Origin of the sequence: Saliterribacillus persicus, assembly GCF_003337485.1 — a bacterium.
GTDB classification, from domain to species: Bacteria; Bacillota; Bacilli; order Bacillales; family Amphibacillaceae; genus Saliterribacillus; species Saliterribacillus persicus.
In genome coordinates, this window is record NZ_QPJJ01000006.1 from 101,589 (window position 1) to 128,369 (window position 26,781).

Below are 26,781 nucleotides of genomic sequence, written 5' to 3' on the forward strand. Positions count from 1 at the left end.
GGGAGTTAACTTTCGTTAACCCCCTACCCCCTTATATTATCGTTTAAGATTAACAAGCTCTTGTAAGATTTCATCTGAAGTTGTAATTATTCTAGTGTTTGCTTGAAATCCACGTTGAGCGGTGATCATTTCTGTAAACTCTTCTGCTAAATCTACGTTAGACATTTCTAAGGCGCCTGAAACGATAGAAGCAGTTCCATTTGTTTCTGGTTCAGCAAGGTCAGCTAATGTATTTAAAATTCCATCTCCGTCAGTAAATACACCATCGTTTACGGATGAACGGAACATATTAGATCCTACTTTTTCTAAACCGCCAGGATTAGAAAATTTTGCTACCATAATTTGTCCAGCTTCTTGTGTTTCTCCGTTTGCATTAACATAATTTACAATACCATTTCCCTGTATACTAAAACTTTGAGCTGTTTCAGGAATGCGAATTCTACTACTGTTTGCAATAGGGTTACCGGCATCATCTAATCCATTTTGACCAATTAAGTATTGACCATTTGAGTTTACAACATATCCGTTGTTATCCAAGTACATATTACCAGCTCTTGAAAATAATAATTCAGAATCTTCTAAATCTACTGCTCCAGCATTTTCAGCGATACCTTGTCCAAAAACAAACATGCCATCGCCTTCTAATTGTAAGTCTAGTGTTCTATTTGTTGTTTGGCGATTACCTTGTTGGTGAATATTGTCTATTGAGCCCACCTGAGAACCTAAACCTACTTGAGATGGATTAATACCACCACGTTGATCTGTTGGTTCACTTGCTCCTTTAATTGATTGACTCATCATATCCTGAAATGTAATTCTACCTTTTTTATATCCTGAAGTATTTACATTTGCAATATTATTCCCAACGACATCTAATTTAGTTTGAAAACCTTTCATTCCGGATATTCCAGCATACATTGATCTTAACATTTTCATTACCCTCTCTTATTTTAAATTGCTACGTCAATCATTCAGTAGCATGTAGCCTCCCAAAAGGGTCCAGCTAATCTATCAAAATAGTTCCATTTATATTGGTGAATATTTTACTGCTTGCTTCTGTTCGATCCATTGCCGTGACAACCATTTTGTTTTTGTTACTCACAATTAATGCATATTGATCCATCAAAACTAATGAATCTGTGACTCCCTTTTTACTCGCTTCAGAAACCTTCGTGTTTATCTTATTCCAATCATTTTCATCAATATTAATATCTCTTTGGGCCATTCTTTCTTTTGCATGTTTTGTAATTTGAAGCTCTTGTACTTTTTGTAATGTTTCTTGAAAACCAATATTTCCTTTTACATTAGGCTGTGATCGTTGTTGGTTAGGTAATACTGGATGATGATATTGATGAATTTTTGTCTCCATACTGCACCTCCTTTATTAAGAAGATGGATGATTTACACGAACTACTTCGTCTGTATAAATGGCCTTTCCGTTATCCAACTCTAATACTGCAGAACCTTCTTGCTGCGAAACTGCTTCTACAATACTTTTAACCTTTTCAGCAGGTTGGACATATTCTCCTGTTTCTTCATCAATTTTCAAATAAGTTACTTCTTTCCCTATCATATGGCTATACTCGATAACCGGTGAAATAGATTGATTATTAACGAGTGCATCCATTGATTTGGACATATTCATCATTTGTTCTAGAGAAGAAAAAGTAGCCATTTGTGAAATAAATTCTTTATCTTCCATCGGATTTAGTGGATCTTGATTTTGCAACTGAGCCATTAATATTTTCAAAAATTCATCCTTACCCAAAGCATTACTAAAGCTACCTCTGGATTGATTATTCAAATATAACGAAGGATCGATTTTAGTCATTAGAGATTTTCACCTACACTTTCTCGTTCATTAAAATTTGATGAAAGCTATTTTCATCTTCTGATTCATTTTCGCTATCTAATTCCTGCTCTTCATAGCTAGAATGATTTTCTTCTCGGTCTTCAGCTGAAGCCTGTTGACCTTGTTGAGATTTTTGATCTAATTGACTATTTGGTAAGTCAGCTTTTTCAACGACAACCTGTTGCGGTGAGAACATATGACGTAATTGACTTAAATTACCTTCTAAAAGCTCTTTTGCACCTTGGGAAGAAGCAATCATTTTCACTACCATTTCCCCGTTAATTTGTGTTAATTTCAGTGTAATTTCACCTAAATGTTCAGGTTGTAGCTTTAGCATTAACTGTGTAGCTCCATTAGGACCTTTCATGAAATTACTCTTACTCAAAATTTGCTGAAATTGATCTAACAATTTCTGTTGTGTGGTTACTTCTTCTTGATTTGAACTTTGTACGTGTACCACGAATTGTTGAATCTTAGATGCGAAGTTTTGATTAACTAAAAGATCCGTATCTGTTTTTTGAGTAGTATTCACTGATGAAGCACTTTGGTCATAATTTTGCATCGCTTTTTTAAGCATATTTGCTAAATCATCTAATGTGAGTTTAGGCGCATTGGGAATCTTTCTTTCAATAGCTACTTTGTTTTGATAGCTATTCACCAGTCTTTCCCATATTTGGCGCTCTCGCTCCGTTTTCGTGTCAAGAACTCCTTGTTTTAAGAGGGTGCTTTCTGATCCAGTTTGGTTACTCCATTTTTCTAGAGCCGCTAATAAATTCTTTAGCTCTGTTCTATTTTCTGCTTTATTTGAGCTACCATCTAATAATTTCTGAATCCCAGTGAATATCTCTTCTAAACTTTTCGTAGCATTATTTTTTTCTATGTTACTTGGATTCTCATTTAACTGTTGAGCATACATTTGAATAAAATGAAATACTTCTACTCCATTTTTACCTAGCAAAAAGTTTTCAGGAAGCTCGTTCTGTTTACTACTATCCATCTGCATCAAGAGCTTTTCTAGTTCACTTCCATTAAAACCTTCGCCCTCTAAGCTTTTTTGAATTTCTTCAAGCATAGAAGGTTCAAGTATTTTCAACTCTTCTAATCCTTCTACTTCATCTAATCCATTAATCAATTCTTTTATTTTGCTTAATAAAGCTTCGAGATTCTCTTCATTGGAACTACTTGTAAGGGCACTAGCTTTAATATTCTCTTGTGTTTGTTGATTAGTAGATAATTTCCCATTTTCTTGTGTTAAAGCTTGTGAAAACATGCCTTTAACAGTAGTCTTTTTTCCGTTAACAGAGAGCTCAGTGGCCAATGGAGAATTTATCATTGTGTTAAGAATCGCATTCATTTTTTCACCTCCTCTCAAGTTTTAATAAAAATTATGGTGTAATAAAGTTACTGGAAAGTGATGCAGCAATCTCAGGATCCATTTCCCCTAAAATACTTCCTCTATCTTTAGCGCTAAGTGATTGTAATATTTCAACCGCTGCCTCTTCTTCCATATTCGTTAGGATGGCACCAGCAGATGCTGCTTCCATATTTTTAAAGGATCCGGTTATTTCTTCTACCATATTGACGGTTACTTCTTCTTCCTCGCTGTTTAGAGCTTCCAATTGTGCTTGTAATGATTCGAGTTCAATTTCTAGATCTTCAATTTGATTATCTTTTTGAAACAACTCGTTATTTAACGCTTCAATTTCAGATTCATGATTTTCAATTTCTGTATCCTTTTGCTCTACAAGCAGTTCTTCTTGTTCTTCTTCATCTGTGGTTACCACGGTGCTTACAAAGGGAATTTTGTTAAGAGTTTCTTTTGATTTAGTGAATACATCAACTCCTAACACGCTCAAAAGAATAAATGCTATAATACTAGCCAAAAATAATGGGAACGTAATGACAACTACCCATTGAAAGAGGCCTGCTTTCTTTTCTTTATTTTGTTTATCTTTCTTCATCGCTTATCCCCTACCTTTATTACCTAAAAACTGCCTTGTAGAAATATCATCCATCATTTTTCGTTCTTCAAACTCTTCATGCTCTAGCAATTGGAGCCTTTTTCGATCTATAATTTTTTCGATTTTTTTTACTTCTACATGTTGCGTTGTTAAGTGATCTTGCTTTTTATTCATATCATCACGTGCTTTATTTACTTTTCTCTGCACTTGACTAATATCTTCTTCTATTTTTCTGAGATAGTTATAATACATGTTTATCGTCGATACATCTGTGTTTCTTTCTAAGTACCTATAATATTGCTCTTCATACTTCTCTTTTTTTTGTAATAAATCTACTAATTTCAAAGCTACTGCTTCAAATTTTTCCATCGAAGTCTGGTAATGCATTTGTGCTTCATTTTTCTCTGTTTCTCTGAAACTCAAGATTTTTTCATAAACCATCTCTTTTGCCATCATCTAACACTCCTAGATATCAATTGGCGTAATTGCTCCATAGCTTCTTCTCTCGAAATTGATTCACCTACGTTTTGTCGCAAAAACTCCATGATTCTTGGTTGCATCGTGATCGCTTCATCTATAAGTTGGTTGGTTCCTTTTTTATAGGCACCAATCTGAATCAATTCGATATTCTCTTCATAAGTAGAGAGAATCGCTCTGGCTTTTTGAACAATCTGCTGCTCTTCTTGAGTTGTAATTTCCGGCATCACTCTACTGACAGATTTCAAAACATTAAGGGCCGGAAATTGTCCTTTTTCTGCTAGTTTTCTATCTAAGACAAAGTGCCCATCTAAAATCCCTCGTACTGTATCGGATATTGGTTCATTAAGATCATCGCCATCTACTAAAACCGTGTAGAATGCAGTAATGGTACCAAGTGCATTTGTTCCGGTCCTTTCAAGTAATGATGGTAATAAAGCAAATACAGATGGTGTATAACCTTTAGTGGTAGGTGGCTCACCGATAGCAAGTCCTACTTCTCGTTGCGCCATCGCTACTCTTGTTACTGAGTCCATCATTAAATTCACATTATAACCAAGGTCTCGAAAATACTCACTGATTGCAGTTGCTGTATAAGCTCCTTTAATTCTCATTAAAGCGGGTTGGTCAGAGGTTGCCACAACAATAATTGTTTTTCTTAAGCCTTCTTGTCCCAATTCTTTTTCAATGAATTCTTTAACTTCTCTGCCTCTTTCTCCAATTAGTGCAATTACATTTAAATCAGCAGAACTATTTCTAGCTATCATTCCAAGTAATGTACTTTTACCAACACCACTACCCGCAAAAATTCCAATCCGTTGACCGAGTCCAACTGTAAGCATGCTATCAATTGTCTTTACACCACTCTGAATCGGAGTGGTTATTCTTGGACGAGACAAAGGATTTGGCGCCATTTGGTCAGTTGGAAAGTCTATAAGGCCTCTTACTTTAGACGTTCCATCTAATGGATTTCCTAAAGGGTCTATCACACTACCTATAAGGGCACGACCAACCTTGACAGATAATGAACTTCTTGTTGATTCAACCATGCACCCCGACCCAATGTCTTGGAGGGGAGAATATGGCATTAATAAAACTTTTTCATCATTAAAACCTACTACTTCTGCTAAGATACTTTTTTTCGACTTTGCAGCGTGAACGTGACAAACTTGACCAATGCTTACTTCCGGTCCAATAGACTCTAAAAGTAGCCCCACTACTCGATGTACTTTCCCATACCTACGATATGCGTCAAATTCTTTGATATCATTCAAGTAAGGCTGAATGTTCACGTTCGATCTCCTCCATTAACTGAAACAATCGGTTACGAATTTCTTCTAGCTGACTATCAATGGATGCATCTATTTTTCCATAAGGAGTTTCTAACAAACAGCTATGTTTACTTAGCTCTTCATTTGGGTATATAAATAACTCAGCCCGGTGATTAACTATTTGCATTAACTCATCTTTAAAGGCTAGAAGTCTCTCATAATCGTCTGGATGGACAAATAATTTTATCGTCGACTGTTCTTTAAATTGCTTTAAAAAGCCTTTAACCATCTGATGAAATGTTGTGTCGTCTTTTAATTCTTGATGCAAGATTTTATTTGCGACTTCAATGGCTATATGGAGTACTTCTTCATCACTACTTTCAATAATGTTTTGGTAATCAATATTTGCTTTATCAATAATCGAGTTAGCATTTTCGATTAGTTGGTGATATTGAGCTAGACTATCATTCTTACCTACTTCAAATCCTTTTTCATAACCCTCTTTTTTTGCAGAAGTAATTAGTTGCTCTTTTTCTTGTTTCCATAAATCTTTTTGTTTGGTGATTTCCATTTCTGCATTCTCTAACTTGGTTTTCACTTTATCTTCTAATTCTTCTAGTTGTTTTTGCTTAACTTGAATAGATTTTTCAAGATTTTCTATCATTTCTTGTTCCGTGTTCGATGATTCTGCTGCAGTATTAACTTTATTAAAATTAATACTTCTAATTGGAATTGCTTTAGTAGGTTGATGATTAGACAATAATATCATCTCCTCCGCCTCTAGCAATTACTATTTCTCCTACTTCTTCTAACCTTCTTATTACTGATACAATTCTCGATTGAGACTCTTCTACATCTCTTAATCTAACAGGTCCCATGAATTCCATTTCTTCTTTAAATGTTTCTGCCATTCGAGTAGACATATTATTAAAGATGATTTCTTTTACTTCCTCACTTGCTACTTTAAGTGCAAGTCTCAAGTCATCATTCTCGACCTCGCGAATAACTCTCTGAATTGCTCTATTATCAAGCGTAACAATATCTTCAAATACAAACATACGTTTCTTAATTTCTTCTGCAAGCTCAGGATCTTGTATTTCAAGTGAGTCAAGAATTGTTCTTTCTGTACTTCTATCTACCCCATTCAACACTTCAACCACTGCTTGAATACCGCCAGTTTGTGTATAATCTTGTGTTACGGTTGTTGATAATTTTCTCTCTAAGATCTGTTCTACTTCTGCAATGATTTCTGGAGAAGTGGAATCCATTACTGCAATCCTTTTAGCAATATCTGCTTGCATTTCTTGTGGGAGCTCAGAAAGAATCTGCGCTGCCTGTTCCGAATCCAAATAAGATAAAACCAATGCAATTGTTTGAGGGTGTTCCGTTTGAATAAAATTTATAATCTGACTCGGATCTGCTTTTCGTGCAAAATCAAAAGGTTTTACTTGTAAAGAAGAAGTTAAACGACTGATAATATCTCCAGCTTTATCTTCTCCTAGTGCTTTTTCTAAAACTGTTCTGGCGTAACTAATTCCGCCTTGTGATATATAATCTTGAGCAAGTGCGATCTCATGAAATTGTTCTAAAATCTCTAATTTTTGATCTGATTCAACCTTTTTCACAGACGAAATCTCAAGAGTTAATTTTTCTATCTCTTCAGCTGTAAGATGCTTGTACACTTGTGCCGAAACATCAGGACCTAAAGAGATAAGCAAAATAGCAGCTTTCTGCCTGCCTGTTAATGGTTGTCTTTTTTTTGCCATTTCGATAGTCCCCTCCTTTAGTCCTCAGTAATCCAGCTTCGAAGTAATTTTGCAAATTCCTCTGGCTTATCCTTCGCATAATTCTCTAGTTGCTTACGCCTCATCGCGGAATCTGAATCGTCTGATTGACTAATTGGAGGAACAAATTCTTCTTGTTCAACCTCATTCATTACTTGCTCTTCCACAACTTCCTCATCTTTTCTTCTACGCAATAACCAAATTAACAATACAATTGCAGCTAATAAAACCCCACCTACTGCATACATCCAAATAGGAATAACTGGAGTAGTGGTTGTTTGCGGTGTAGTAGTTCCGTTAAAAGGCTGGAAAACAATCGATGTATTTTCACCAGGTGCAACTTCACCGTATGTTTTATCAATAGAAGTAGTTACGATTGAATCCAGTATAGAAGCAACACTTTCTTCTACTGCTAATTGCTCTTGTTGCGTTAACAACTCTGCCTCACCATCAGCATTTTCTCTCATACTATCTATTGCTACTTGTATTCCCAAATCTCTTATCTTATAAGGACTCTCAACTATGTCACGTTGTATTCTATTAAATTCATTATTTACTGAATCTTTTACTAATTCATAATCACCTGTATTACCTGCTACACCTGCTGGATAATTAGGAATTTCTCCTTCTTCAGCTCCAACCGCACCATCAATGGGCGGGTAACCTGTATAAGATTCTCTAATAGATTCAATACTAACTGGTAAGCCTTCCATATTTTCCTCGTCAACAGGTTCTACTAAATGTTCGACTCTTTGTTCCTGAGTGAAATCAATATCTGCTGTAGCAGAAATTGCTACTTTATCCATCCCTATCATCATTCCAAGCATCCGTTGTACGCGTCTTTCAATATCTTTTTCAATATCACTTTTAATCTGTTGCTGAGAACTATATGTATCATTACTCGCAAATGAATTTGAATTATTTTGATCAAAATACTCAAAAAATTGATTCATGATGACGATATTATCGGTAGGTAGGTTAGGTATAGATTTTGAAACCAAATGATAAAGTGAATTAATTTGCCCTGGCTCAAATTGATACCCTGGCTGTGAGTTAATTACAATAGATGCAGAAGCTTCTTCTTGCTGATCACTCACAAAAATTGGATCTTCTGGTTTATTAATCATTACTTCAGCAGACTGAATGCCATCGATTTGTGCAATTAAAGTAGCAAGCTCGGTTTGCATAGCATCCAATTCCATTACATTAAATTCATTTTCAGTCATTCCCCAAGAACTATTGGCAGCAAAAAACGAATAATCAATATTTCCACTATCAGGAATGCCTTGAGCAGCTAAGTCTACAATGAGAGATTCAGCATCCGCTTCAGAGACTCGGATAGTTGTTCCAGCGCCATCAATTTCATACGCAACTCCTCTTGCATCCAGCTCTGATTTAATTTGACCTACTTCTTGTATTGATAAATTATCATAGAGTGGTACCATTTTTGTTTGATTGGTACTAAAGCTAACAACCGCAATTAAGATAACGATTAATGCTAATCCACCAATCATCATGCCCTTTTGCATAGGTGTTTTTGATTTAAAAAAGGATATTGTTTTGTCCTTATAAAGCGTCCATTTTTCTTTCATTTTGTGCCCCCAAAACCGTTTACTACAAAATTGTTAAAGCAAAGTTATACTTGCATTCTCATAATTTCGTTATACGCTGTTATTACTTTATTTTGAACCTGTACTCCTGTTTGTAATGCAACGCTAGCTTTTTGTGACGTAATCATTACATCATGCAGATCGTCTATTTCTCCATTTGCCAGTGCATTTGTTTTTTTGTCAGAAGTGATTTGCATATCATTTAATTGTTCAATTGCTGTTTTTAAACTATTAGAAAATGCTTGTTGTGATTCACCAACGGTTTTTTTTGCTTGATTTTCTTCCATATTCACTTGACCTTGCATCGATATGGGGGTTAAGCGATTGATTTCCATGTTAGATTGTCCCCTTTCTTATTTGCCAATTTCTAAGGCTTTCATTAACATTGTTTTTGAAGCATTTACTGCAGTAATGTTTGCCTCATAGGATCTCGTTGCACTCATCATGTCAACTGTCTCTTTTAAAGGATCTACGTTCGGCATTTCAAAATAGCCAGCTTCATTTGCATCAGGATGCTGTGGATTATATACCAATTTAAATGGTTCTTGATCCTCTGCTATCTCAGATACTCTTACTCCACTACCTACACTTCCACCTCGTTGTGTTGCTTTTTGTAGCATGGATGAAAAACCTTCATCTTTCGCTTGGAAAACTGTCATTTTCCGACGATAAGGTTCATATTCTCCATCCGCATTCATTGTAGCTCGTGTAGAATCAATGTTTGCTAAGTTAGATGATATAGTATCCATCCGCAATCTTTGTGCAGTTAAACCACTACCACTAACATTCATCGCATGGAATATTGACATCTAATTTCCTCCTCTTAAAACAGACTGTAAGCTGCTAAATTTCCCATTAATTCGATCAACCAGTGCTTGATAATAAATTTGATTTTTTGCTAAGTCAGTCATTTCTTTATCAATGTCAACATTGTTTCCATTATGGTTATACATAGTTGAATTATTTTGTGTTATTCGAAAGGATTGACTTCGATCTAGATTAGAAAATGAAAGATGTCTTGGATCTGTTCTTTTAGTTTCAAAAGTATCTTCTAATTCATTTTTTAATACGTCTTTAAAAACAACATTCTTAGATTTATAGTTTGTTGTATCCGCATTGGCAATATTTTGAGCTATTGTATTATTTTTGACGGTTGCAAAATCTAGAGATTTTTCTAAATTTTGTATAGTTGATCCAAAAAAAGACATTTATTTCCCTCCAATATTTAATTTCGACAGTCACAAAAATATCCTATTATCGAATATTGTAATTTATATAGCAAGGCATGTCTATGACTTATCGTCATATTCTGCCTAAAGTAGTTATAAAGAAAATAAAAAATAGGTATATAGTTATATTGTTTTGTCAGACTATTTAAAATTATTTAGTAATTTATTGTCGAAATAAGTCAATATTTCCCCTAATTATGCCATACAATTAAGAATAAAGGTATGGGTTTTCAAAAAATTCCACAAAAAATTAAAAAAATCGGTTGTATTTGTTATACAACCGATTTTTCTTTTATTTATTTAATTTTTTATTTTCTAATTCTACAAGAAATTTATTATTTAGAACTTTAATATAGGTACCTTTCATGCCAAGAGACCTTGACTCTATTACACCAGCACTTTCGAGTTTTCTAAGCGCATTTACAATTACCGATCTTGTAATTCCTACTCGATCTGCAATTTTACTTGCCACTAATAACCCTTCTTTTGCATTTAATTCTTCAAATATATGTTCAATTGCTTCAAATTCACTATAAGATAAGGACCCTATAGCCATTTGTACAACAGCTTTACTTCTGGCTTCTAGTTCAATTTCTTCTGTTTTCTCATGCAGTATTTCCATTCCAACAACAGTAGCTCCATATTCAGCGAGTATAAGGTCATCTTCGTTAAAACTATCCGTTAAGCGGCTTAAAATTAATGTACCTAATCTTTCACCACCACCAATAATCGGTACAATAGTGGTAAGTCCATTTTTAAATAACTCTCTATTCTCTACCGGAAAAGCTGTGTAGTCACTATCAATATCTAAGTTAGTCGTCGTTTCATTAATATTAAATAAATTTGCTGTATAGTTTTCTGGAAACTGCCTTTCTTCTAACATTGATTTCATACGATCATTTTCAATTTGTTGATTAATAGAAAATCCTAACAGTTTACCTTTTCTACTTACTATAAATACGTTTGCTTCTATTACGTCTCTCAATGTTGCGGACATATCATTAAAATTAACTGACTTTCCTGTTGCTTTTTGAAGCATCGCATTTATTTGTCTCGTTCTCTCTAATAATTTCATTATAAATATCCTCCTCTTATGTTATAAAATAAAATGGCTTAAATCTTTATTGGACGCTATCGTTTTTAACTTTTCGTTTACATAAGCTTCCGTTATTTCAACATTGCCCATTCCAATATCAGATGCTTCAAATGAAAGTTCCTCTAATAATTTTTCTAAAATAGTATGCAATCTTCTTGCCCCAATATTGTCTGTTTCTTGATTTACTTCATAAGCAATTTCAGCTAAACGTTTTATCGCATCATCTTTAAAGGTAATTGATATTCCTTCCGTTTCAAGTAATGCTTTATATTGTTTTAATAAAGCATGAGAAGGTTCTTTTAATATTCTTTCAAAATCATTTACGGAAAGTTTTTCAAATTCAACCCTGATAGGAAATCTGCCTTGTAACTCAGGAATTAAATCTGAAGGTTTAGCCATATGGAATGCACCAGCTGCAACGAATAAAATGTGATCAGTTTTTACTGGTCCAAATTTCGTAATAATCGTAGATCCCTCCACAATTGGAAGAATATCTCGTTGCACCCCTTCGCGCGAAACATTAGCAGATTGTTCCTGTTTAGCAGCTATTTTATCAATTTCATCAATAAATATAATACCTGCTTGTTCTACTCGTGTCACTGCTTCCTGTGTCACTTCATCTAAATCAATTAATTTTTGAGCTTCCTGTTGTCTTAATACATTTCTTGCTTCTCTTATTGGTAGTTTGCGTTTCTTGGATTTTTTAGGCATAAATTGACTTAAAGCATCTTGCATATTCATTCCCATTTGTTCCATACCCGACCCTTGGAACATATCAAACATTGATGGTGTTTGTTCTTCAACTTCGATTGCTATTACCTTTTCTTCAAGTTCACCAAGTTCTAATAATTTTTTTTGTTGCGCTCGTCTTTGTTTAAGTGTTTCTTTTTCTTCCTCAGAATCATCCTGATCCTGCTGGGAAGCATTATTATTTAGAAACATATCAAAAGGATTTTTTGATTGGTTATTTTTTTTCTTTCCGGGAACTAATATAGATACAATACGTTCATTAGCTAATTTCTCAGCTTTGTCTTTCACACTTTCCATTTTTTCTTCCTTAACAATTCGTACTGCCATCTCTACTAAATCTCGAACCATCGATTCCACGTCACGTCCGACATAGCCTACCTCTGTGAATTTTGTTGCTTCCACTTTTACAAAAGGAGCACCTACTAGTTTGGCTAATCTTCTCGCTACTTCTGTTTTCCCTACCCCAGTTGGACCAATCATTAATATATTTTTAGGAACAATTTCTTCACGCAATTCAGGTTTTAATTGCATTCTTCGATAACGATTTCTTAGAGCAATAGCCACAGCTTTTTTTGCGCTTGTTTGTCCAATTATGTATTTATCTAATTGTTCTACAATTTCTTTTGGCGTTAAATTTTTAAACATCTTTTAAAACCTCCTTTTTATTCAATTACTTCCAGTGTTAATTGATCATTAGTGTATACGCAAATTTCACCAGCAATTTTTAAAGCTGCTTCTGCAATCTCAGCTGCTGTTAAATGAGTAGCATGTGCTTTTAAAGCACGCCCTGCACTTAATGCATAATTTCCACCCGAACCAATTGCTAATACGCCATCATCCGGCTCTATTACTTCCCCAGTGCCAGAGACAAGCAAGAATTCTTCTTTATTCATGACGATCAACATAGCCTCTAGTTTTCGAAGATATTTATCGCTTCTCCATTCTTTTGCTAGTTCTACTGCAGCTCTAGACAAGTTGCCATCAAAAGCCTCTAATTTTGCTTCGAATTTTTCAAACAGTGTAAATGCATCGGCAACTGAACCTGCAAACCCTGCAATTACCTGACCATGGAAAAGTTTTCTTACTTTCTTAGCTTTATGCTTCATTATCACTGCGTTCCCCATGGTCACTTGACCGTCACCACAAATGGCAGACTGATTATTATGTCTTACTGCAAAAATAGTAGTTGCATGAAATTCTTGATTCATTAAACATTCGCTCCTCATTTATTTATTTTTTGCTCTAGGATGGCTGCTATTGTAAATTTTCATTAAGTGATCTTTGGATACATGTGTGTAAATCTGTGTAGAAGATAGATGAACATGCCCTAATAATTCTTGTACAGCTCTTAGATCTGCCCCCTCGTTTAATAAATGAGTAGCAAACGTATGCCTCATTTTATGAGGATGCAAATCAATTGTTAATGCCGCCTTTTTAACTATTTGATTTAAAATATGTCGAACGCCTCTTGCAGTTAAGGGGTTTCCAGAATTATTTAAGAACAGAAATTTAGTAGGTTGCTTACTCTTTTCTTGAAGCTTAAACCTGCCATCCTTCATATATTGTTCGATCGCACGTTTACAATAGGCGCCAATAGGCATATACCTTTCCTTACTCCCTTTTCCAATTACTAAGATAGTATCAAGTTCAAAGTCTAAGTTGTTTTCTTGAATCGAAGTCATTTCTGACACACGCATTCCTGTTGCATAAAGTAACTCGATAATGGCTTGATTTCTTTGTCCTAATGGCTTAGTCAAGTCGTTCACTTCAAATAAACTTTTTAATTCCTCTGGATATAAAAAATCAGGAATTGGATTACTTACTTTTGGTAAATCTAAATGCAAAAATGGATTATTATCTACTAATTTTTCTCGTTCTAAAAAACGATAAAAGCCTCGTAGTGTTGAAATAACTCTAGCTACACTTCGCTTACTTAACCTTCGCTCATATAATGTCGTTAAGTAGTGACGAATCGTGCTATAATCCACGAGCTTTAAATCCTTTAAATCCTCTGATATTAAAAAATTAAAAAAATCATCTAAATCGCTTTCATAAGCTGAAAGTGTATTAACCGCTACATTTTTTTCAATTTTTAAATACTCGACAAATTTATTTCTTTCTTGTTTGAATAGATTTTTCATAATATAGCTCATCCATCCCTTAAGTTCAATCTTAAAACTTATTCTTTTTATGTATTTATATATCCGGATAAATGGTAACATGGTTTATATAAGGAATCAACGAACTTTGCTAAATTGTAACAACTTTCTGAATTGTTTTAATTGTATATACTTTTCCCACAATTATCTTTTTCTAAACACGATAATATTCTTCCGGTTTAACTACACTTAATACGACTACTTTTTTCTACACAATTTCTTAAAGTAAGTATCCCATAGTTCTATCTATTCAACATCAAACTTATAGTTTCTACAAAATTAAAAACAAAAACTTGTTGTAGAACACATCGTTCACAACAAGTTTTTCTTCCTGTAACACTTTATGATTGAGCTTCTTCTTTATAGGAGCAGGAAGAGCACTCAATTTGCACTGATTTTTTCTGCTTTTTCTCAACCAACATCTTACTACATTTTGGACATTTTCTTGCTACTGGTTTATTCCAAGAGATAAATTCACATTCAGGGTAATTAGAGCAACCATAAAAAATTCTTCTTTTTTTAGATTTTCTTTCAACCACTTCTCCGGTTTTGCATTCCGGACATGGTACACCTATTTCCTTTACAATCGCTTTGGTATTTCTACAATCAGGAAAGTTAGAACAAGCTAGGAATTTTCCATATCTCCCCATTTTGTATACCATTTCATGGCCGCATTTTTCACAATCTATTCCTGCCGGCTCATCTTTTATTTCAATTTTTTCCATTTCTTTTTCTGCTTTTTCTAATCTTTTGTCAAATCCTTGATAAAACTCATCTAGTATTTTTTCCCATTCTTTTTCGCCATCTTCAATTGAGTCAAGGTCCTTCTCCATTTTAACGGTGAAGGCGACATCGATAATTTCAGGGAAAAATTCCTCTATTAATTTTATCACAATCTCTCCTAGCTCAGTAGGAACAAAACGACGATTGTCTAGCGTACAATAGCCTCTTCTTTGAATGGTATCAAGAGTAGGAGCATAAGTAGAAGGTCTTCCAATGCCTTTTTCCTCCATTGTTCTTACAAGCCTTGCTTCTGTATACCGTGGTGGCGGTTGAGTGAAATGCTGATTAGGCGTGATTTCTGTTGCATCAACTGTAGATCCTTCCTTCAAATCAGGCAACCATTTTTCTTCCTCATTTTTATTCTCATCTGTACCTTCAACATAAACCTTCATAAAACCTTTAAACTTAACCTTTGATCCAGTTGCTCTAAATTCAACACCATTATTTAATAAATGCACCGTCATTGTATCCATGACAGCTGAAGACATCTGACTTGCTATAAATCGGTCCCAAATTAGTTTATATAAGCGATATTGATCTCTACTTAAAACGGGTTTCAATGACAATGGATCCCGACCACTAGTTGTTGGACGAATTGCTTCGTGTGCGTCTTGTGAACCTTCTTTATTTTTTGCTTGTTTTGTATTTCCTACATATTCTTTTCCGAATTTTTCTATAATATATTCTTGCGCACTCTTTTTTGCTGTTTCACTTATTCTTGTAGAGTCTGTTCTCATATAAGTGATCAGACCCGTAATTCCACCATCTTTTTTCCCGAGATCAATACCTTCATATAATTGCTGTGCAACCATCATTGTTTTCCTAGCTCGGAAATTAAGCTTTCTAGCAGCTTCTTGCTGTAAAGAAGAAGTAGTAAATGAAGGGGAAGGATTTCTTTTTCTTTCACGTTTATTTACTTTATCTATGGTAAATTTTTTACCTTTTAATGTTTTTGTGACCTCTTCTACTTCTTTTTTATTGCTTAATTTTTGTTTTTTTCCATTTATCCCGTAAAAATTACCTTCAAATTGATGTTTATCTTGTTGAAATATTCCTTCTATTGACCAGTATTCTTCTGGTTTAAAATTATTAATCTCATTTTCACGGTCTATAACCATTTTCACCGCAACAGATTGCACACGTCCTGCACTTAGTCCCTTTTTAACTTTTTGCCATAAAAGTGGACTAATATTATAACCCACCAAACGATCAAGGATTCTCCTTGCTTGTTGAGCGTCAACTAAATCCATATTAATCGTTCTTGGTTGCTTAAATGAATCTTTTACTGCATCTTTTGTTATTTCGTTAAATACTACGCGACACTCAGATTCCACATCAATATCCAAGCTATGAGCTAGGTGCCATGCAATAGCTTCACCTTCTCTATCGGGGTCAGCTGCGAGATATACTTTCTTTACTTTTTTTGCTGCTGTTTTTAAATCTTTTAGTATTGGACCTTTTCCTCGGATGGTAATATATCGAGGTTCATAATTATTTTTTACATCCACACCCATTTGGCTTTTAGGAAGATCCCGCAAATGCCCCATGGAAGCTTTTACTTTATACTTTTTTCCTAAATATCTTTCAATTGTTTTAGCTTTTGCTGGTGATTCTACGATTACTAAATAGTCTGCCATACTCATTAACCCTCCCAAGAGGTTTATCTAAAAATCAAATTTTCTGTTATAAATAGTTTTGTGTAAAAATTCATTTCTTCTATACATATGATAAATCTTCCCTATTATTAAATACTTTCTTGCATTTTGTCAAATAAATCCTTCACTTTTCTTTTTCTTTCGGTGTCAGATTCTATTAAAAATTGCTCCCATGAATATTTTCTGGATTCCCATTCCAATAAAATATCTAAACTATTTTGAACCAGTGTAGCTCCCTCTTGAATCATACGATTACATCCTTTACTCGTTTCCATATGAAGCGCCCCAGGAACAGCAAAAACTTCTCTTCCTTGATCTAATGCCTGCTCAACTGTAATCAATGAGCCACTTCTTTCCTTCGCTTCTATAATTAGTGTTCCAAAGCTTAATCCACTAATTAATCGATTTCGCTCTGGGAATTGAAATCTTCTTGGAGGAGTATTTGGTGAGTATTCAGATATTACTAAATGGTCCATTTCTAATTGGGTACATAATTCTTTGTGTTCAGGGGGATAGACATAGTTTATTCCACTAGCAATAATAGCGATAGTGTTTCCACCTGTCTTCATTGTAATTTCGTGAGCAAGTCCATCCACACCTCTAGCCATACCACTTACAATAGTAAGATTATTTTCAACCAACGGTGGAATTAACTTCCTCATTATAGGTAAAGCGAACTTTGAAGGAAAACGTGTGCCAATAATACTAAGCGAGTTGTGGGTTAAGAGTTGGGGATTTCCTTTTAAATATAAAACAAGAGGTGGATCGGGGATGTTATAAAGTGTTGCTGGATAGTTATTATCTAAAATTGTGATTACATTATAATTTTTTTGGTCACGTTGCACTTCTTCTATTAATAATGGACTCTTTAGATCTTCTTGAATTGCTATGCTTTGTTTTAAAGAAAAATTTAAATGACTTCGCCATGCCAACGTATCCCAATCATAAATACTTTGAAGAGTAGGATCGATTAAAAATAATTTTTTTAAGGTACTTCGTCCTATATACCTACAGCGATATAAATGAATTAACCGCGATTTAATTTTATTCATTTTTCCCTCCATTATAGTAAGGTGAAATAGCCAAGAAAATGACTATTTCACCAACTGATTTAATGCGTTTTACATTTTTCTACCAAATTATTTTTTTCTAACACTTTAATCATGGTTTCGCCCATAACAGAAGGTGTCTCTGCAACTTCGATACCACAGCTATTCATAACCTTAATCTTTTCTTCAGCTGTACCTTTACCACCAGATATAATCGCGCCTGCGTGACCCATACGCTTACCTGGAGGTGCAGTTCGACCACCAATGAAACCAACAACAGGTTTTGTCATGTTCTCCTTAACCCATTCAGCAGCCTCTTCTTCAGCTGTACCACCGATTTCACCAATCATCATAACTGCTTCTGTTTCAGGATCATCATTGAAAGCCTTTAACGTATCGATAAAGTCAGTTCCGTTGACTGGATCCCCACCAATACCAACTGCAGTAGATTGACCATAACCATTTTGAGACAACTGATGAACAGCCTCATAAGTTAATGTTCCAGAACGCGATACAACACCTATATGACCTTTTTTATGAATGTATCCTGGCATAATTCCAATTTTACATTCGTCAGGAGTAATAACACCCGGACAGTTTGGCCCAACTAAACGAGTCTTTTTACCTTCCATATATCGCTTCACTTTTACCATATCTATAACTGGAATGTGCTCAGTTATACAGATTACTAAATCTAGCTCTGCATCGACTGCTTCAATAATTGCATCTGCAGCAAAAGGAGCTGGAACATATATTACAGAAGCATTCGCCCCTGTCTTTGTCACCGCTTCTTCTACCGTGTTATAAACTGGAACACCCTCTACTTCGGTTCCACCTTTTTTAGGTGTAACTCCAGCAACTATTTTAGTACCATACTCTAACATTTGTTTTGTATGAAAAAGTGCTGTCGATCCAGTAATACCTTGAACAAGCACTTTCGTATCTTTATTAATAAATACGCTCATTGAACATAGATCCTCCCTTACAATACTTTTTAAAAGTTGGATTGTTTAATTTTTTAACCATTTACTAAAGCAACAATTTTTTCTGCACCATCTGCCATTGATTCAGCAGTAGTTATATTTAAGCCCGAATCCGCTAAAATTTCTTTACCTTGTTTTACATTTGTTCCTTCTAATCTAACAACTAATGGAATGGTTAAACCTACTTGCTTTGTAGCTTCTACGACACCATCTGCTATTACATCACATTTCATAATTCCACCAAAAATGTTCACAAAGATTCCCTTGACATTTTTGTCGGATAGTATTATTTTAAATGCTTCTGTAACTTTCTCTGCAGTAGCACCGCCCCCAACATCTAAAAAGTTAGCGGGATCGCCGTGGTAATGTTTGATAATATCCATTGTAGCCATCGCCAAACCGGCCCCATTGACCATACAACCAATGTTTCCATCTAAGGCAATATAGCTTAAGTCATACTTAGAGGCATCGATTTCTTTTTGATCCTCTTCATCTAAATCGCGGTATTCTACAATACCTTTTTGACGGAATAAAGCATTATCATCAAAATTTAGTTTTGCATCTAGTGCCAACACTTCACCATCACCAGTTGTAACTAATGGATTTATTTCAGCAATAGAACAATCTTTTTCAACAAATGCTTGATATAAATTCATCATAAATTTCACAGCTTTACCTAAATATTCATTTGGAATATTAATATTGAAAGCTAAACGTCTAGCTTGATAAGGCATTAAGCCCGTAACAGGATCAATTACTTCTTTAAAAATCTTTTCAGGTGTTTCTGCAGCTACCTCTTCAATCTCGGTACCGCCTTCTTCTGAAGCCATCATGGTCACTTTTGATGTAGCTCGATCTAACACTAAACCAACATAGTATTCTTGTTTAATGTCACAACCTTCTTCAATTAGTAACCGCTTTACTTCTTTCCCCTCTGGTCCTGTTTGATGCGTAATAAGCGTTTTCCCTAAAATCTCTTCCGCATATGTACGTACCTCTTCTTCGTTCTTAGCTATTTTCACACCGCCTGCTTTACCTCTACCCCCAGCGTGAATTTGAGCTTTTACAACGCTTACAGAGGATCCCAATTCTTTACCTACTTTTACAGCTTCATCTACTGTAAAGGCAACCTTTCCATTTGGGACAGCTACTCCGTATTGTCGCAAAATTTCTTTGCCCTGATACTCGTGAATGTTCATCTTCCATCCTCCCATCAATTAATCACTGCAAATTCATTGTATAAAACACAGTAGCACTTGTCCACAAATGACTATCATTATTTTTTTGCTTTTTTATCAATTTGATAGACATAAGCAAAAACCTCTGCTACTGCCTGATATAATTCTTCAGGTATTGTTTCATTAATATTCAGTGTTGATAAAAGAGCTACCAATGATGGATCCTCTTGTATAGGTACATTATTTTCTTTGGCTCGATTAATAATTTCTTCTGCCACGTAACCTTTTCCAACAGCTGTAACGCGTGGAGAATGATCTTTATTTTGATCATAGCGAAGAGCTGCTGCACGCTTTTTATAAAATTCTTCACTCATACGCGAAAATCAAACCCTTCTGAGAAATTTTCATGGGAGACTTTATTCTTTTGAGGAAGTGTTTCCTCTTCATTTATTTTTTTAAACGAAACAGATGATAGATGATAGTCTAAATTAGACAAAGCTGTCTTTAAAAGAGCTTTATTACTTTCCTCTAAACCTAGCTCTTCAATAGCGTTATTGTAAATGGCGATATTCACCACTCGGTTTTGTACTGCCATCTGAATAACAGTTTCACCAATATTGGATAATTCCAAATGAAATAATATTTTACAATAATCCGCATCAATTTCTCCATTTTCATTCTTTTTGTATCCTTCAAACTCCATAAACATATCATTTGGAAGTCCTAATTTTTCTCCTGGAATAACTAATTGTAAGTTAGGATTGTTCATCTCAGCCTGTATATTTTGCAATTGCATGCCTGTCAACGTACTTAACAGCTGCATCATTCTATCATTTCCAACCTCACTACTCTGCGCCATGCCTTGCATTAATAATTGTTTCATAGAGAATTCAGTAGGCTGAGGAGTTTCTTTAGAAGGGGTAGCTAGTATAACTTCATCATTCAGACCACTTACTTGTATAAATTCTTTTAATAATGCTAAAAATTGGTGTTTTACTGGAAAGGGAGCCTGTAGGGTCTGTTGATCATTAGCTAAAATTAATGCTCTCATCATTCCACTTTCAACAGGCGTTGTCTGTTTTTGCTGTAAGTTCGTTAACATATTTATGATTTGCTGATTTTCTGTTACTGTAGAAGTCTTGTTCTGAATCCAATTAGTAAGTTGAGCATTTTCATTTTGACTCAACATTGGTTTTACTTTTGTATCTATATTCATTTGGATTATGAATTGTTTCCATTCATTTATTCTTTCCGGTTGATTGATGTTAGTACTTAATCGGTTGATAACATTATTTAATTGTGAATCTTTAAGCAGCACATTTTGTTTTTCTGCTAAGTTACTCAAAGCTTCCATTACTCTTTCAGGAGTAGTATTAAAAGGCAGGGCTCCATTTGTTTGAGTTAAGCCACGTCGTATACTAGATGTAAATTCCGCTTGACTCATGTTTGGCGGGATTAACGCAGCTTTTTGAAATAAAGTAAATAACTCTGTTGGTTGATTATTATTCATTTTTTGCATTACATTTAACATTGTATTATTAGAATTGGTGAGAAATGGAGCTAGACGTTCACGAAGCAGCTGCTCGACAGAAGTTGAAGCAGAAGAAGTGCTTAGACTGTTAGCTACCATTTGAAGTTTATCACCTAGCTGACCTTCTTTTAGAGATGTTAGACTATTAAAGACTTCCCTTGTAATAGGTAAACCCTTCGACATCATTTCCATGATTTGAGCCTTGGTTTCATTCGAATTTCCATATTGTTGTAATAAACTGAGCATTTCTTTAGATTGATTCGGGGTAAATGCAATATTTTGATTAATTAATGATTGTATAAAGCTTCTAGCTTCTTTTGGTACATTTATACCTAATTGTTTTAACATAGCCTCTAACTGCGCGTTATTGCCACCTGTTTGCTCCGTTAATACTTTTAATTTGGTTATGTCACCAGTAGACAATACTTGAAACAAATAAGATTGCTTAGCAGATAAAGAAGTTTCGAGTTGGGCAACGATCTGTTGATTACCTATAGAAATCAATGCTCGATTATTAGGGTAAAGCTCTTGCACTCGACCTGAAATCATTTGTCCAGCCTTTAAATTTGTAGTTGTTGGTTGAATAGCTCGATCTGACTTTAATAAACCCGACAAATGATTTACATTCATCCCAATACCTCCTCGTGTACTTAGCGCTATTTTTTCGTTTAAAGTATTTTCTAATTAATTTAAATCAAGATATTCTTCAAAAAACTTTTTCGATGAATCGGTGAACTACCATTGTTCTTTAATGCTTCGATATGTACATTGGTACCATAACCACTATTAGAATCAAATCTATAAGCAGGATACATATTGTGATATTCTTCCATGATTTGATCTCTTGTGACTTTTGCAATAATACTCGCCGATGCTATTGAGGTACTCATTTGGTCGCCTTTAATTATTGCTTCATAAGAACAATTTAGTTGTTCTAGAGGCATAGCATCAATAAGCACATGATTAGGTGGTGGAGTTAATTTACTTATAGCCTCATACATCGCTTTTTTAGTAGCCTGATAAATATTCATCTCATCTATCGTGTTATTGTCTATGATACCAACACCAATGCTAATCGCTTGTTCTTGAATAAGTTTAAAAAACAATTCACGCTTTGTTTTACTTAATTGTTTCGAATCATTTATTCCAAGCAAAGAAAAATTTTCGGGTAAAATTACAGCAGCAGCTACTACCGGACCTGCTAACGGCCCTCTACCTACTTCGTCCACACCAGCAATAAATCCTACATTGTTGGTATAATATGCTCTTTCATATCGCATCATTTCATCTGCTTTTTCTTTTTGCAGAGCTAACTGATGTTGCTTTTTTTCATATTGTGCAAGTAGTTGTTGCACACCTTTTCTGTCATCTAATTTTAAGTTATTAATTTCTTCCTCTGTTACTTCATTAATCTCTAGTATTTCTTTTATTTTAGCTATAGAAAGTTTACTCAATTAATTTCTACCTCGTTTCCTTACTTATATCGGTTAAAACAGATAAAAATAAAGACACCCGGCATGCGAATGTCTAATTCTAACTATTTGGATCTTCTAAAGTGATTGGACCTAATCTTCCTTGTCTTAAATCCTGCAGAACAATTTCAGCTACCTTTTCGTTTTTAACTCCGCCACCAGATTCTAAGGTTCCTCTTAACCTTCCAATGGTTTCGAAGATTTTTTCCATATCTTTTTCCGTCTTATCCAGTTGGTATCTCTCTACCAACCTTTCAGGATAATTCTCTTTCAAAAATTCCAAAGCAAAAATCGCAATATCTTGTAACGATAATATTTGATCTTTAATCGTACCAATTGCTGCTAATCGATAGCCAATAATTTCTTCATTGAACTTCGGCCACAATATCCCAGGAGTATCTAATAGTTCGAAATCTTTTTTTACTTTTATCCATTGTTGTGCTGTAGTTACACCCGGACGATCACCAGTTTTTGCAACCTTTTTAGAAGCTAGCTTATTTATCAAAGTGGATTTACCGACATTTGGGATCCCTATAATCATTGCTCTAGGCGCACGCGGTCTTACTCCTTTCCTTATTAACCTATCCATTTTATCCTTTGCGACTTCATTTGCTGATTTAATTACTTGCTTGATGTCTTTATTATTTTTCACATCCACAGCAATAGCTTTTAAGCCCTGTTCTTTAAAGTGACTTAACCATTGATTTGTTTTCAGCGGATCAGCTAAATCAGATTTCATTAATACTACTAATTTAGGTTTATTATTGAGAATTTGATGTAACATTGGATTTTGTGAAGAAAAAGGTGCACGAGCATCCACTAACTCAATTACGAAATCAACTAATTTTAACTTTTCTTGAACTTGTCTTCTTGCTTTTGCCATGTGACCCGGAAACCACTGAATTGCCATTATTATTCACCTGCTTTTTCCACTAATCTATTATTTTTATACGATTTAATGGCCAATATAATACAGAAGCTTTGCCAACCATTTGATCCTCACTAATGAAACCTAAATGTCTACTATCCGTTGAATCTCGGCGGTTATCACCCAATACCAAATAATATCCTTCAGGTATAGTTTCATACCCACCTAGAATATCATCCATTGTAAAATCGCTCGTATACGAATTGTTCTGCGTGTAATTCTTTTTTGCTTCTTTTATAAATGGTTCTTTTATCGGCTCTTCGTTTATAAACAATTGGTCATTTTCATATCTTACTGTTTCCCCAGGTAACCCAATTATTCTTTTTATATAATCTCTTTTTAAAGTAGCATGAAAGACAATCACATCAAATCTATCTGGATTAGTTAATGACTGGGATAATTTATTTACAATCATCTGATCTCCACTATGCAATGTAGGTAGCATGGATGGTCCATCTACTACGATAGGCACGAAAATAAATACACGGACAATAAAAGCAATGAATAATGCTATAATGATCGTTTTTAACCAATCCATCCAATCATTCTTTTTAAAAGTCATGGTATTTCCCTTCTAAAAACAGTTATTATTAGTTTTTTATTTATATTTATATAGAAGAAAAAGGAGCCTGACTAAGCAAGCTCCTTTGACACTTTTCATTAACGAATTTCTTTAATTCTAGCAGCTTTACCACGAAGGCTACGTAAGTAATATAACTTAGCACGACGTACTTTACCGCGTCTAGTTACTTGAATCTTATCGATACGAGGTGAATGTACAGGGAATGTACGCTCAACACCAACGCCATAAGAAATCTTACGTACTGTAAAAGTTTCGCTAATTCCACCGTTTTGGCGTTTAATAACTACACCTTCAAACAACTGGATACGCTCGCGAGTACCTTCGACAACTTTTACGTCAACTTTCACCGTGTCACCAGGGCGAAAATCAGGTAAATCTGTACGCAATTGATCTTTTGTAATCTCTTGGATTAATTTTTGCATAACTAACAACTCCTTCCAAACCAATGCTCATAACTGTATTAGAAAGCGGAACATCGTTTATAAGGCCTAAGTCGACACTTAAGCACAACTAATAATATACCATAAACACTATCTCAATTCAACATTAAATTGAGTTAATCCCAAGAATCAATCCACTTTTTTTCTATCTCTGATAGTTTCTTATCTTCTAATAAATCTGGCCGTCTTGTATAAGTTCTTTTAAGTGACTCTTTTTTTCTCCACGCTTCTATATTTGCATGGTTGCCAGAGAGTAAAACATCCGGCACCTTGCTACCTCTAAAGTCAGCAGGTCTGGTGTAGTGAGGATGCTCTAATAACCCACTGGAAAATGAATCTTCTTTGGCAGAGGCATCGTTACCTAATACGCCAGGAAGTAAACGGACAACACTATCAACAATAACCATCGCCCCTAATTCTCCTCCAGTTAAGACATAATCTCCAATAGAAATTTCGTCTGTTACTAGCTCTTGGCGTATTCTTTCATCATAACCTTCATAATGACCGCAAATGAAAATAAGATGATCTTCTAAAGCTAATTCTTCAGCTTTTTTTTGTGTATATGGTTCTCCTTGAGGACATAGCAAAATAACACGTGCTTTCTTTTCATTAGCATTAGTTATAGAGTCTACTGCATCAAAGATTGGCTGTGGCATTAAAACCATTCCCGCTCCACCGCCATAAGGATAATCATCTACTTTATTATGTTTATTTTCAGTGAAATCACGAAAGTTTATGAAGTTATAAGAAAAATAACCAGATTGTGCAGCTTTATTTAAAATAGAAGATTGAAAAACTCCGTTAAACATATCAGGAAATAAGGTTAGAATATCAATTTGCATCAATCTAACAATCCTTCCATTACCTCGATCGTTATTTTCTTTTCAGCTATTTTTACATCTTTAACAATCTGCGGGATATAAGGTATTAATACATCTTTTTTGCCTTGTCTTTTAACTACCCAGACATCATTAGCTCCAGGTGCTAATATTTCCGTAACTTTACCTAAAAATTCACCCTCAAGGGTATAAACGTCACAATCAATAATTTCATGATAATAAAATTCTCCATTTTCAAGTGGCTCAAGCTGCTTTTTATCGACTTTTAATAATGCACCCTTAAACTTTTCTACATCATTTATATTGTCGTAACCTTTAAAATGAAGTAATTCAAATTGTTTATGTGTGCGATGTCCATCAATTTCTACAGGAATCATTTTCTTAGCTTCATCCTCAATAAAAAGCTGTTGATTAAGCTCGAATCTCTCATCAAAATCAGTAATTCTGACAATTTTCACTTCACCTTTAATTCCATGTGTATTTACAATTTTTCCAACATTTAAGTATTCTTGCATTATTTCACCTACTAGTTTAATTTTACGACAACACCATCTTCAATTGTAATTGAACTATTTTGTTTTATTTGCTCCCACTTCATTCCTTCTTCGACCTCTACTAGTGCATCTACCTCACCAGCAGGTATTTCACTTCCTACAGGCAATGAGTCTAGTTGTTGAATTTTATATCGGTACCAATTAATGTGATCATCTCGATTTGAAATTTCTTTTTGAAAACGATCCGTTATCTCTTGCTTTTTTGAAGTGGAATTTGTGCGATGTTCTAATTTTTTCTGTTCAAAAAGAAGCTGCTGACTTTCATTTTCATATTGACGAATGGATTGTTCATACTCTTCCCTTAATTGTTCTCTACTATTATCGGTTAAAATCTTTTTAATCTGCACTTTCTGAATTATTTGCATAGGAAATCATCCTCTCTTGCAAAAAAGATATTTTTTTTAAATAATCACGCACACATGATATCTCTACAAAGATAATTTTAGCTAATAAGAGCAAATCTTACATTAAAGAATAGCATTATTTAAATATTTTTAAAACATTTTCTTTTGGTATTAACTTCAGAAGGAGAAATCTAATAAAAAATAAAATTTTATTTATTAAAATATTTCGCTTCTACCGCAATTTCAAAATACA

General features: G+C 34.4%; 30 protein-coding genes. All 30 read right to left on the reverse strand.

The genetic code is table 11. From position 1 onward, the window contains the following. Positions 1–36: 36 nt before the first annotated feature. Positions 37–930 (reverse strand): flagellar basal body rod protein FlgG, encoded by an 894-nt coding sequence (gene flgG, locus DFR57_RS08420; protein WP_114352703.1) that lies wholly within the window; start codon positions 928–930, stop codon positions 37–39. Positions 931–1,003: 73 nt separating this feature from the next. Beyond that, on the reverse strand, positions 1,004–1,369 hold the full coding sequence (locus DFR57_RS08425; protein WP_114352704.1) for a TIGR02530 family flagellar biosynthesis protein: 366 nt from the start codon (positions 1,367–1,369) through the stop codon (positions 1,004–1,006). A gap of 15 nt (positions 1,370–1,384) precedes the next feature. Beyond that, positions 1,385–1,831 carry a flagellar hook assembly protein FlgD gene (flgD, locus tag DFR57_RS08430; protein WP_114352705.1) on the reverse strand — a complete coding sequence of 149 codons (447 nt, stop codon included), beginning with the start codon at positions 1,829–1,831 and terminating at the stop codon, positions 1,385–1,387. A 13-nt stretch (positions 1,832–1,844) separates the two neighbouring features. Continuing rightward, positions 1,845–3,206 carry a flagellar hook-length control protein FliK gene (locus DFR57_RS08435; protein WP_114352706.1) on the reverse strand — a complete coding sequence of 454 codons (1,362 nt, stop codon included), beginning with the start codon at positions 3,204–3,206 and terminating at the stop codon, positions 1,845–1,847. Between the two features lie 31 nt (positions 3,207–3,237). Next, entirely contained in the window at positions 3,238–3,813 is a 576-nt protein-coding gene (locus tag DFR57_RS08440) for a MotE family protein (RefSeq protein WP_114352707.1), read from the reverse strand. Between the two features lie 3 nt (positions 3,814–3,816). Next, the gene (gene fliJ, locus DFR57_RS08445; protein WP_170132943.1) at positions 3,817–4,266 is read right to left on the reverse strand and encodes a flagellar export protein FliJ; all 450 of its coding nucleotides are present in this window, start codon (positions 4,264–4,266) and stop codon (positions 3,817–3,819) included. Beyond that, positions 4,266–5,582, reverse strand: coding sequence for a flagellar protein export ATPase FliI (gene fliI / locus DFR57_RS08450; RefSeq protein WP_114352709.1), 1,317 nt, complete (start codon positions 5,580–5,582; stop codon positions 4,266–4,268). Before fliI ends, fliJ begins: the two co-directional genes overlap by 1 nt. Beyond that, the gene (gene fliH / locus DFR57_RS08455) at positions 5,557–6,321 is read right to left on the reverse strand and encodes a flagellar assembly protein FliH (protein WP_170132944.1); all 765 of its coding nucleotides are present in this window, start codon (positions 6,319–6,321) and stop codon (positions 5,557–5,559) included. Before fliH ends, fliI begins: the two co-directional genes overlap by 26 nt. Continuing rightward, a complete protein-coding gene (gene fliG, locus DFR57_RS08460) occupies positions 6,314–7,327 on the reverse strand; it encodes a flagellar motor switch protein FliG (protein ID WP_114352711.1) in 1,014 nt (337 codons plus the stop codon). The genes fliH and fliG overlap by 8 nt, the downstream gene beginning before the upstream one ends. A gap of 17 nt (positions 7,328–7,344) precedes the next feature. Next, on the reverse strand, positions 7,345–8,937 hold the full coding sequence (fliF, locus tag DFR57_RS08465) for a flagellar basal-body MS-ring/collar protein FliF (protein ID WP_114352712.1): 1,593 nt from the start codon (positions 8,935–8,937) through the stop codon (positions 7,345–7,347). Between the two features lie 44 nt (positions 8,938–8,981). After that, positions 8,982–9,260: a flagellar hook-basal body complex protein FliE gene (gene fliE / locus DFR57_RS08470; protein ID WP_245937430.1), complete on the reverse strand. Its 279-nt coding sequence runs from the start codon at positions 9,258–9,260 to the stop codon at positions 8,982–8,984. Positions 9,261–9,308: 48 nt separating this feature from the next. Continuing rightward, on the reverse strand, positions 9,309–9,764 hold the full coding sequence (flgC, locus tag DFR57_RS08475; RefSeq protein WP_114352714.1) for a flagellar basal body rod protein FlgC: 456 nt from the start codon (positions 9,762–9,764) through the stop codon (positions 9,309–9,311). Continuing rightward, positions 9,765–10,163 carry a flagellar basal body rod protein FlgB gene (gene flgB, locus DFR57_RS08480; RefSeq protein WP_114352715.1) on the reverse strand — a complete coding sequence of 133 codons (399 nt, stop codon included), beginning with the start codon at positions 10,161–10,163 and terminating at the stop codon, positions 9,765–9,767. Positions 10,164–10,476: 313 nt separating this feature from the next. Further along, complete coding sequence (gene codY, locus DFR57_RS08485) at positions 10,477–11,259, reverse strand: GTP-sensing pleiotropic transcriptional regulator CodY (protein ID WP_114352716.1); 783 nt, start codon at positions 11,257–11,259, stop codon at positions 10,477–10,479. 21 nt (positions 11,260–11,280) lie between these two features. Next, on the reverse strand, positions 11,281–12,675 hold the full coding sequence (gene hslU / locus DFR57_RS08490) for an ATP-dependent protease ATPase subunit HslU (protein ID WP_114352717.1): 1,395 nt from the start codon (positions 12,673–12,675) through the stop codon (positions 11,281–11,283). 17 nt (positions 12,676–12,692) lie between these two features. Next, positions 12,693–13,238: an ATP-dependent protease subunit HslV gene (hslV, locus tag DFR57_RS08495; RefSeq protein ID WP_114352718.1), complete on the reverse strand. Its 546-nt coding sequence runs from the start codon at positions 13,236–13,238 to the stop codon at positions 12,693–12,695. 18 nt (positions 13,239–13,256) lie between these two features. Continuing rightward, positions 13,257–14,171, reverse strand: coding sequence for a tyrosine recombinase XerC (xerC, locus tag DFR57_RS08500; protein ID WP_114352719.1), 915 nt, complete (start codon positions 14,169–14,171; stop codon positions 13,257–13,259). Positions 14,172–14,530: 359 nt separating this feature from the next. After that, positions 14,531–16,609, reverse strand: coding sequence for a type I DNA topoisomerase (gene topA, locus DFR57_RS08505; protein WP_114352720.1), 2,079 nt, complete (start codon positions 16,607–16,609; stop codon positions 14,531–14,533). A 107-nt stretch (positions 16,610–16,716) separates the two neighbouring features. Continuing rightward, on the reverse strand, positions 16,717–17,679 hold the full coding sequence (gene dprA, locus DFR57_RS08510) for a DNA-processing protein DprA (protein WP_170132945.1): 963 nt from the start codon (positions 17,677–17,679) through the stop codon (positions 16,717–16,719). 59 nt (positions 17,680–17,738) lie between these two features. Then, complete coding sequence (gene sucD, locus DFR57_RS08515) at positions 17,739–18,641, reverse strand: succinate--CoA ligase subunit alpha (protein ID WP_114352722.1); 903 nt, start codon at positions 18,639–18,641, stop codon at positions 17,739–17,741. 53 nt (positions 18,642–18,694) lie between these two features. Further along, positions 18,695–19,858, reverse strand: a complete 1,164-nt coding sequence (gene sucC / locus DFR57_RS08520; RefSeq protein WP_114352723.1) for an ADP-forming succinate--CoA ligase subunit beta — start codon at positions 19,856–19,858, stop codon at positions 18,695–18,697. A gap of 77 nt (positions 19,859–19,935) precedes the next feature. Then, positions 19,936–20,211, reverse strand: a complete 276-nt coding sequence (locus DFR57_RS08525; RefSeq protein ID WP_114352724.1) for an EscU/YscU/HrcU family type III secretion system export apparatus switch protein — start codon at positions 20,209–20,211, stop codon at positions 19,936–19,938. Beyond that, positions 20,208–21,998, reverse strand: a complete 1,791-nt coding sequence (locus tag DFR57_RS08530) for a hypothetical protein (RefSeq protein ID WP_114352725.1) — start codon at positions 21,996–21,998, stop codon at positions 20,208–20,210. The genes DFR57_RS08525 and DFR57_RS08530 overlap by 4 nt, the downstream gene beginning before the upstream one ends. A gap of 59 nt (positions 21,999–22,057) precedes the next feature. Continuing rightward, a complete protein-coding gene (locus tag DFR57_RS08535) occupies positions 22,058–22,822 on the reverse strand; it encodes a ribonuclease HII (RefSeq protein WP_114352726.1) in 765 nt (254 codons plus the stop codon). A 79-nt stretch (positions 22,823–22,901) separates the two neighbouring features. Beyond that, positions 22,902–23,750: a ribosome biogenesis GTPase YlqF gene (gene ylqF, locus DFR57_RS08540; RefSeq protein ID WP_114352727.1), complete on the reverse strand. Its 849-nt coding sequence runs from the start codon at positions 23,748–23,750 to the stop codon at positions 22,902–22,904. Between the two features lie 22 nt (positions 23,751–23,772). After that, the gene (gene lepB / locus DFR57_RS08545) at positions 23,773–24,330 is read right to left on the reverse strand and encodes a signal peptidase I (protein WP_114352728.1); all 558 of its coding nucleotides are present in this window, start codon (positions 24,328–24,330) and stop codon (positions 23,773–23,775) included. 98 nt (positions 24,331–24,428) lie between these two features. Then, a complete protein-coding gene (gene rplS / locus DFR57_RS08550) occupies positions 24,429–24,773 on the reverse strand; it encodes a 50S ribosomal protein L19 (RefSeq protein ID WP_114352729.1) in 345 nt (114 codons plus the stop codon). Between the two features lie 134 nt (positions 24,774–24,907). Further along, complete coding sequence (trmD, locus tag DFR57_RS08555; protein WP_114352730.1) at positions 24,908–25,633, reverse strand: tRNA (guanosine(37)-N1)-methyltransferase TrmD; 726 nt, start codon at positions 25,631–25,633, stop codon at positions 24,908–24,910. Further along, positions 25,633–26,145 carry a ribosome maturation factor RimM gene (gene rimM, locus DFR57_RS08560; protein ID WP_114352731.1) on the reverse strand — a complete coding sequence of 171 codons (513 nt, stop codon included), beginning with the start codon at positions 26,143–26,145 and terminating at the stop codon, positions 25,633–25,635. The genes trmD and rimM overlap by 1 nt, the downstream gene beginning before the upstream one ends. An 11-nt stretch (positions 26,146–26,156) precedes the next feature. After that, positions 26,157–26,549, reverse strand: a complete 393-nt coding sequence (locus DFR57_RS08565) for a YlqD family protein (protein WP_114352732.1) — start codon at positions 26,547–26,549, stop codon at positions 26,157–26,159. Between the last annotated feature and the right edge of the window lie 232 nt (positions 26,550–26,781).

What these genes read in the sequence shown, in the direction of transcription:
- flgG (WP_114352703.1), bottom strand. Translation starts at nt 930, where the DNA reads ATGTTAAGATCAATGTATGCTGGAATATCCGGAATGAAAGGTTTTCAA.
- DFR57_RS08425 (WP_114352704.1), bottom strand. Translation starts at nt 1,369, where the DNA reads ATGGAGACAAAAATTCATCAATATCATCATCCAGTATTACCTAACCAA.
- flgD (WP_114352705.1), bottom strand. Translation starts at nt 1,831, where the DNA reads ATGACTAAAATCGATCCTTCGTTATATTTGAATAATCAATCCAGAGGT.
- DFR57_RS08435 (WP_114352706.1), bottom strand. Translation starts at nt 3,206, where the DNA reads ATGAATGCGATTCTTAACACAATGATAAATTCTCCATTGGCCACTGAG.
- DFR57_RS08440 (WP_114352707.1), bottom strand. Translation starts at nt 3,813, where the DNA reads ATGAAGAAAGATAAACAAAATAAAGAAAAGAAAGCAGGCCTCTTTCAA.
- fliJ (WP_170132943.1), bottom strand. Translation starts at nt 4,266, where the DNA reads ATGGCAAAAGAGATGGTTTATGAAAAAATCTTGAGTTTCAGAGAAACA.
- fliG (WP_114352711.1), bottom strand. Translation starts at nt 7,327, where the DNA reads ATGGCAAAAAAAAGACAACCATTAACAGGCAGGCAGAAAGCTGCTATT.
- fliF (WP_114352712.1), bottom strand. Translation starts at nt 8,937, where the DNA reads ATGAAAGAAAAATGGACGCTTTATAAGGACAAAACAATATCCTTTTTT.
- fliE (WP_245937430.1), bottom strand. Translation starts at nt 9,260, where the DNA reads ATGCAAGGTCAAGTGAATATGGAAGAAAATCAAGCAAAAAAAACCGTT.
- flgC (WP_114352714.1), bottom strand. Translation starts at nt 9,764, where the DNA reads ATGTCAATATTCCATGCGATGAATGTTAGTGGTAGTGGTTTAACTGCA.
- flgB (WP_114352715.1), bottom strand. Translation starts at nt 10,163, where the DNA reads ATGTCTTTTTTTGGATCAACTATACAAAATTTAGAAAAATCTCTAGAT.
- codY (WP_114352716.1), bottom strand. Translation starts at nt 11,259, where the DNA reads ATGAAATTATTAGAGAGAACGAGACAAATAAATGCGATGCTTCAAAAA.
- hslU (WP_114352717.1), bottom strand. Translation starts at nt 12,675, where the DNA reads ATGTTTAAAAATTTAACGCCAAAAGAAATTGTAGAACAATTAGATAAA.
- hslV (WP_114352718.1), bottom strand. Translation starts at nt 13,238, where the DNA reads ATGAATCAAGAATTTCATGCAACTACTATTTTTGCAGTAAGACATAAT.
- xerC (WP_114352719.1), bottom strand. Translation starts at nt 14,171, where the DNA reads ATGAAAAATCTATTCAAACAAGAAAGAAATAAATTTGTCGAGTATTTA.
- topA (WP_114352720.1), bottom strand. Translation starts at nt 16,609, where the DNA reads ATGGCAGACTATTTAGTAATCGTAGAATCACCAGCAAAAGCTAAAACA.
- dprA (WP_170132945.1), bottom strand. Translation starts at nt 17,679, where the DNA reads ATGAATAAAATTAAATCGCGGTTAATTCATTTATATCGCTGTAGGTAT.
- sucD (WP_114352722.1), bottom strand. Translation starts at nt 18,641, where the DNA reads ATGAGCGTATTTATTAATAAAGATACGAAAGTGCTTGTTCAAGGTATT.
- sucC (WP_114352723.1), bottom strand. Translation starts at nt 19,858, where the DNA reads ATGAACATTCACGAGTATCAGGGCAAAGAAATTTTGCGACAATACGGA.
- DFR57_RS08525 (WP_114352724.1), bottom strand. Translation starts at nt 20,211, where the DNA reads ATGAGTGAAGAATTTTATAAAAAGCGTGCAGCAGCTCTTCGCTATGAT.
- DFR57_RS08530 (WP_114352725.1), bottom strand. Translation starts at nt 21,998, where the DNA reads ATGAATGTAAATCATTTGTCGGGTTTATTAAAGTCAGATCGAGCTATT.
- ylqF (WP_114352727.1), bottom strand. Translation starts at nt 23,750, where the DNA reads ATGGCAATTCAGTGGTTTCCGGGTCACATGGCAAAAGCAAGAAGACAA.
- lepB (WP_114352728.1), bottom strand. Translation starts at nt 24,330, where the DNA reads ATGACTTTTAAAAAGAATGATTGGATGGATTGGTTAAAAACGATCATT.
- rplS (WP_114352729.1), bottom strand. Translation starts at nt 24,773, where the DNA reads ATGCAAAAATTAATCCAAGAGATTACAAAAGATCAATTGCGTACAGAT.
- trmD (WP_114352730.1), bottom strand. Translation starts at nt 25,633, where the DNA reads ATGCAAATTGATATTCTAACCTTATTTCCTGATATGTTTAACGGAGTT.
- rimM (WP_114352731.1), bottom strand. Translation starts at nt 26,145, where the DNA reads ATGCAAGAATACTTAAATGTTGGAAAAATTGTAAATACACATGGAATT.
- DFR57_RS08565 (WP_114352732.1), bottom strand. Translation starts at nt 26,549, where the DNA reads ATGCAAATAATTCAGAAAGTGCAGATTAAAAAGATTTTAACCGATAAT.